General features: G+C 42.3%; 4 protein-coding genes and 1 pseudogene. 4 read left to right on the forward strand and 1 reads right to left on the reverse strand.

Features of this window, described 5'->3' with window-relative positions; all coding sequences use genetic code 11:
- The first annotated feature begins 3 nt into the window (after window positions 1–3).
- The 4 genes from yghU (at window position 4) to EI164_RS06815 (ending at window position 6,031) form a co-directional block, all read left to right on the forward strand.
- A complete protein-coding gene (gene yghU / locus EI164_RS06800; protein ID WP_192519231.1) occupies window positions 4–816 on the forward strand; it encodes a glutathione-dependent disulfide-bond oxidoreductase in 813 nt (270 codons plus the stop codon).
- A 512-nt stretch (window positions 817–1,328) separates the two neighbouring features.
- Window positions 1,329–2,411 carry a DUF1176 domain-containing protein gene (locus EI164_RS06805; protein ID WP_192519232.1) on the forward strand — a complete coding sequence of 361 codons (1,083 nt, stop codon included), beginning with the start codon at window positions 1,329–1,331 and terminating at the stop codon, window positions 2,409–2,411.
- A gap of 535 nt (window positions 2,412–2,946) precedes the next feature.
- Window positions 2,947–4,587, forward strand: a complete 1,641-nt coding sequence (locus EI164_RS06810; protein WP_192519233.1) for a DEAD/DEAH box helicase — start codon at window positions 2,947–2,949, stop codon at window positions 4,585–4,587.
- Window positions 4,588–4,786: 199 nt separating this feature from the next.
- Window positions 4,787–6,031, forward strand: coding sequence for a DUF819 domain-containing protein (locus tag EI164_RS06815; protein WP_192519234.1), 1,245 nt, complete (start codon window positions 4,787–4,789; stop codon window positions 6,029–6,031).
- A gap of 98 nt (window positions 6,032–6,129) precedes the next feature.
- On the opposite strand, the pseudogene EI164_RS06820 reads toward EI164_RS06815, so the two are convergent.
- A pseudogene (locus EI164_RS06820) lies at window positions 6,130–6,463 on the reverse strand (hypothetical protein); the annotation flags it as partial.

Consider the following 6,463-nt stretch of genomic DNA (forward strand, 5'->3'; position numbering starts at 1 on the left):
GTTATGAGTCAAGACAATAATAAATATGTACCGCCTAAGATTTGGACACAAGATAAAGAAAGTGGTGGTAAGTTTGCTAGTATTAATAGCCCAATAGCTGGCGCGCGTCATGATAAAGAATTACCTGTGGGCAATGCGCCATTACAGTTATATTCGTTAAATACACCAAATGGCGTCAAAGTAAACATACTATTAGAAGAATTGGCTGAGCTTGGTATCAAAGGCGCTGAATACGATGCCTATAAAATCGATATCTCAGAAGGCGATCAGTTCGGTTCAGGCTTTGTCGCCATAAATCCTAACTCAAAAATCCCTGCTTTGGTCGATCACTCTAATAATGAGTCTGTTGCCTTGTTTGAGTCTGGTGCTATCTTAATGTATTTAGCAGAAAAGTTTGGTCAATTTATACCGTCGTCACTTGGCAGAGCACGGGCAGAATGTCTATCTTGGGTGATGTGGCAAATGGGTAGCGCGCCTTTCTTAGGTGGTGGTTTTGGACACTTTTATGCATACGCACCTGAACCACTTGAGTATCCAATCAATCGCTATACGATGGAAACTAAGCGTCAGTTAGATGTACTCGATAAGCACTTAAAAGATAATAAATACATGTGCGGTAATGACGAGGCTGATTATAATATTGCGGATATGCTTATTTGGTCGTGGTATGGTCAGCTAGTGCTCGGTAAGCTCTATAATGCTGCAGAATTTTTACAAGTAGATAGCTATATCCATGTAAAGCGTTGGGCAAATATGGTTGCTGAGCGTCCAGCCGTTAAGCGTGCCGTAGAATTATCATTAAAACCCATCGAATAAATAAGCTGAGTAATAATATTTGTCTATAGCAAGGCTTGTTTTATTCTTAAGCCATGACAGCAGCGCTTTACCTGTTTGCAAGGCGAGAGCTATGCTCGAGTGGAGGGCAATACTACATTTGAATATTTAACAGACCCTAGCCTCATTAAATCAATATGGGTATTAGGGTTGCTCTGTACTTATATATGTTTACATTGATGTAATCATAGACTTTTGCGTTTACATAATAGTACATTATTATGATGGACAGAAACATTAATACGCTAATATAGCAGGGACTATCTTATTAGTAGTTGTTTATATAATATCTATTAATAAGTAATGATTATTAAGAGTGATAACTAAAAATGGGAAAAGCAAGCACTGAAAATAGCTAGTGTTCGCCGCAATATTGACCACACTTAGATAAAAGTTGTTCAGAATTATCAAGATAGAAGTACTTATCAGTTATGACAATTCAACGGCATGATTCACTTAAGATATAATGTTAAAAAAATAAAAAAGACACATTCATGATAAAAAATAAAATACGATTATCACTGTTTACAGCTATCAGTACTGCTTTAGTTAGTACAGCAAGTTTGGCAAATACAGGTGCTGAGCTGACCAGTCAAGATTGGCAAGTTGTTTGTGACAACACTCGAACATGCCGATTGGCAGGCTATCAAGCAGAAAACAATAGCGAATTCCCTATATCTATATTACTCACACGCCGCGCAGGGGCAAATGCTAGTGTGGACGGCAAAGTTAAAATTGGGGGTGCGAAAGATAGCTCCTCTAAGGCCTTGATGCAATTGGGCAACCGTCATCGTATATCATTGTTTATCAATGATAAAGATCATGGTGAAACCAAACCATTTTCGACTACAGCAGGTAGTGCTGAGCTTACTGAAGCACAAGTGACAGCATTGTTAGAGGCACTAACCAAATCCAGTAATATTGAGCTAGTACTACGCAACTCACGTTGGCAGCTATCTGATAGAGGCGCCAATGCCGTTATGCTTAAAGCAGATGAAGTCCAAGGACGAGTAGGAACATCAAGCGCCCTTATTAACCGTACTGATGCAGTTAAATCTAACAGCAGTGTATTATCACCAAAATCTGCCCCAGTTTTACGCTTTGTCATGCCTAAGCCAAATGCAGTGGCAAGTAATAAGAAAAAGTTTGTGATGAAGTCCTCGCAACTGGCAGCATTGATGAAAGAAACCATGAAAGATGCTGACAGTGACTGCCCAAGCTTATCAGATAAATCACCATGGCAAGTTAATCGTCTAAATGGCTCACAATTAATAGCCCAGCATGATTGTTGGACGAGTGCTTACAACAAAGGCTCAGGTGTTTGGGTCATCAATGATAGTAAACCTTATAACCCAAAATTAGTGACCACTGATGCCACTAGTTATGACAAAGGTAAGATAAGCTCTGTACAAAAAGGTCGAGGTATTGGTGACTGCGTAACCAAAATCGACTGGATATGGACAGGAAAGACATTTGAAAAAAGTCATGAAGGTAGCACTGGGCTGTGTCGTATGATTGAAGCTGGTGGTGCGTGGCAATTGCCTACTTATATTACAGATGTCAAAACAACACAATAAACCAGAAGTTTAAGATAGCCAAGGTTATTTTTATGGTTATCAAAAAAAAGGTACAGATGTAATTTTATTGTGATATACTACGTCGCCACGTTAGCTAGGGCTTTCGTGAATTATGAGATTGATAACATCGCCTGCGATTTTGGGTCTAGGATGACCATAAGTAATTGTTGCCGATGATTTTGTGTACTTAAATAACATTTAATAGCACTGCTAGTTATTTTTGACTCATATCTTATCTACTGTTCCATTATTATGGATTAGATTGGTTGTTATTAGCGTTTATTTGCTTTGGATAAAGCATTAATAATATGCCTATATCAGACAAGGATAAGACACTCGGCACTACCACCAAAATACGTCAGACAGCACGAACGCATTTATTATAGAAACGACAGTTTTATTGGCTGAGTTTCTGACTACCGACACAATTATGTGGCTCGGTAGTTCTTTAATAAAAGCGGCGTGGTGAACGGTTATCAGTGGTATGCATCAAGCTTGCTGAATGTACAGCAGCTTATACTTACCAAGGATTACTATGACTGACATCTTATCTACAATCGCCGCTGAAAACGGCATCATCGAAAATACTGACACCCCAAATACTGATGCTCAAGCGGCTACTCCTGACGCTGCTGAAGAAAAAATCACTTTTGCTGAACTTAATATTGCCAAGCCGATTCTTACCGCGCTTGATCGCAGTGGTTATACCAATCCCACACCTATTCAAGAACAGGCTATTCCTTTTGCTCTAGCAGGCCGCGATTTATTATTATCAGCACAAACGGGTAGTGGTAAAACAGCCGCATTTGTCATCCCAGTACTTGATCGTTTAAGCCGTGCCACTAGCTTTGATAAACTAACCAAAGCACTTATCCTAACACCAACGCGTGAGCTTGCTCAGCAAGTACATGATAGTGTGCGTACTTATTCTAAAGATATGCGTGGTCTCTTCTGTGTACCATTGGTTGGTGGGGCACCATATAATGGTCAGATTACAGCGCTAAGAAAAGGCGTTCAGGTAATCGTAGCAACACCTGGTCGTCTATTAGATCATATCAAGGCTGGCCGTGTTGATTTATCAAATCTTGAAGTGCTAGTACTTGATGAAGCTGATCGCATGCTAGACATGGGTTTTGCAGATGATATCAGTGATATCTTGAGCGCAGCACCGACCGATCGTCAAACCATCATGTGTTCTGCAACTTGGGATGGCCCAGTAGGTAAAATCGCTGCTAGCTTCACTAAAAACCCTGAGCGTGTATCTATCAAAGTTGAATCAGCGCACATCGAAGAAAAAGTATACTACTGTGATGATTTCGATCATAAAAACAGATTGCTTGACAAAATTGTTTGCCAAAAAGAAATGGATCAAATCATTATTTTTGCTGCAACTAAGCGCAGTACTGAAAAGCTAGCAAAACAGCTACAAGAAGCTGGTCATAAAGCAAGCTTCCTACACGGTGATTTGCCACAGAGCAAGCGTAACCGTATTGTTCAAGACCTGCGTAATGGCAAATGTAAAATTCTAGTGGCAACTGACGTTGCTGCACGTGGTCTAGATGTACCAGCTATCTCGCACGTCATCAACTATGACCTTCCACGTCAGACTGAAGATTACGTCCACCGTATCGGTCGTTGTGGCCGTGCTGGTCGTACTGGTGTTGCTATCAGCTTATGTAGCATGGATGATCGTCCACAACTAGCTGCTATCAACCGTTACCTAGATCGTAAGATGGAAGTGTGTGTCATCGAGGGTATGGAAGCTAAGAAAACTTACGTACCTAGCGAAAACAAAGGTCGTGGCCGTGGTCGTGGTCGTGGTCGCTCTAACGGCGGCGGTGGTCGTGGTCGTTCAAGTGGTGGTTATGCTGGTCGCTCTAACGGTGGTGGTAATGGTCAAGGCCGTGGTCGTTCAAGCGATAGTGCTTCAACTGGTCAACGTGCTAGCAATGACAGTGGTTATAAAGGTAAGCCAAATGAGCGTTCAGGTGGCAAGCCTTATCAAGGTAAACGTACTGGTGGTCCTAGCCGTAGTGATGGCAATGGTGTTCCACGCGGTGATCGCGCTGCATCTGGTCGCGGTCGTCCAAGCGGTAGCCAAGGTCGCCCAGCAGGTCGTTCTGACAGCCGTGGCCAAGGTCGCTCAAACGGTGGCAACCGTGGTAACAACTCGTAATAACGCTATTATTAACGGTTAATAAATGGTTGAATAAGACCGATTAATTTAATCGCATGACATCGTATAATTCGGCATCAAAAAGCCAGATACTTGTTATCTGGCTTTTTTGTGTCTAATGATTTGGCATTTGCCATTGCGTGACTTTTTTTGCTTGTCTATACTGGCAGGTTTTTATCTTCTGCATTGGAGCTATGGGATGCTAGACCTCTCTCATTTAGCAATTGATAGTCTGCCATTGGCTTTTGGCGTTATTATGGCCATTATCGGTTTGGTGTTTTATACCCAAGGGTTACCTGGCAAGTTCTGGCAGCGGTTTTATGCCGTACTACCAGGTATTGTTTTGTGCTGCTTTATACCAGCCACTTTAAATAGTTTGGGTGTATTTGCTGATGGTGTTGGCTCACAGATTTATGGCTTCACTGCCACGTACCTACTACCAGCCAGTTTACTGCTGATGACACTGTCAATGGATGTGCCAAAAATATTAGGCTTAGGCTGGAAAGCCATTGCTATGTTCTTTGCGGCCAGTATCGCTATTATTATTAGTGGTCCTATCAGTTTGGGCGTGGCTAAATGGATATCACCTGCGATGTTTACCGATGATACTTTATGGCGTGGGTTTTCGGCAGTGGCAGGCAGTTGGATCGGCGGGGCAGCCAACCAAGCAGCGATGAAGGAGCTATTTGGAGTCAGTGACGATTTATTCGGTATGATGATTTTGGTGGATGCGACCAATGCTTCGCTATGGCTATTGGCCATACTGGTGATGGCAAAACACAGTGACAAGATAGATCGGTTTTTGCGAGCGGATACCAGCAGTATCGATAAGGTCATTAAAGCGGTCGAAAGCTATGATCGCGATCATGCCCGGCCAGCAACTATCAACGATTTGATGGTGATGTTTGGATTATGCTTTGCCATGGTTGGGGTCGCGCACTTTGTTGGTGGACAAATTGCAGGTTTTTTTGCGCCATACAAATGGGCGGTACAGTATAGCTTTGCCAGTTCATTCTTTTGGATGGTGGTCATTATTACATTAATAGGCGTGATATTTTCTTTTACCAAGATTCGCAGGCTTGACCATGTTGGTGCCTCAAAAATCGGTACAGTATTCATTTTTATACTAATTGCTGCTATTGGTATGCAAATTAATTTGGCTGGTATTGTCTCACAATGGCGATTACTGCTTATCGGTCTGTTATGGATGAGTATTCACGTCGTGATTATCTTTGCTGTTGCTAGAATGATACGAGCGCCATTTTTCTTTTTGGCGGTTGGGTCTAATGCCAATACTGGCGGCGCATCATCAGCGCCAATTGTGGCCACGGCATTTCACCCCTCACTTGCGCCAGTGGGAGTGTTTTTGGGTATATTAGGCTATGCGGTTGGGACGTTTGGTGGTTACATCAGCACGCAATTAATGAGGTTGGTGGTGACTTGAAAATAAGATTTTAAGTCACACAATAAAACCAATGAACCCGCTACGAATATATATCATAGCGGGTTCATTGGTTTTACTATCTTCAACGCTAGGACTTATTAGCCGAACACTTTTAAACGTTCATCTACAGGCTTAAACGCCTTGTCACCTGCGGGCTGCTCGATCGCACCAAATACCATTTGTGCAACCAATTCCCAGTTCTTGTCCACACTCCAAGCATCAGCAACTTTGCTATCAATGATAGGATTGTAATGCTGTAAGTTTGCACCGATATCTAAACTGGACAATGCCATCCAGATCATATACTGATGCATGGCACTGGTATGTTCAGACCACACTGGGAATTTGTCAGTATATAACGGTGCCGCTTCTTGCAAACTGAACCGCCCCGAGATTGTCGGAGACTCAACTTTCTGAGAGAATACGACAATG

Source organism: Psychrobacter sp. FME13, from assembly GCF_014861395.1.
Classification (GTDB): domain Bacteria; phylum Pseudomonadota; class Gammaproteobacteria; order Pseudomonadales; family Moraxellaceae; genus Psychrobacter.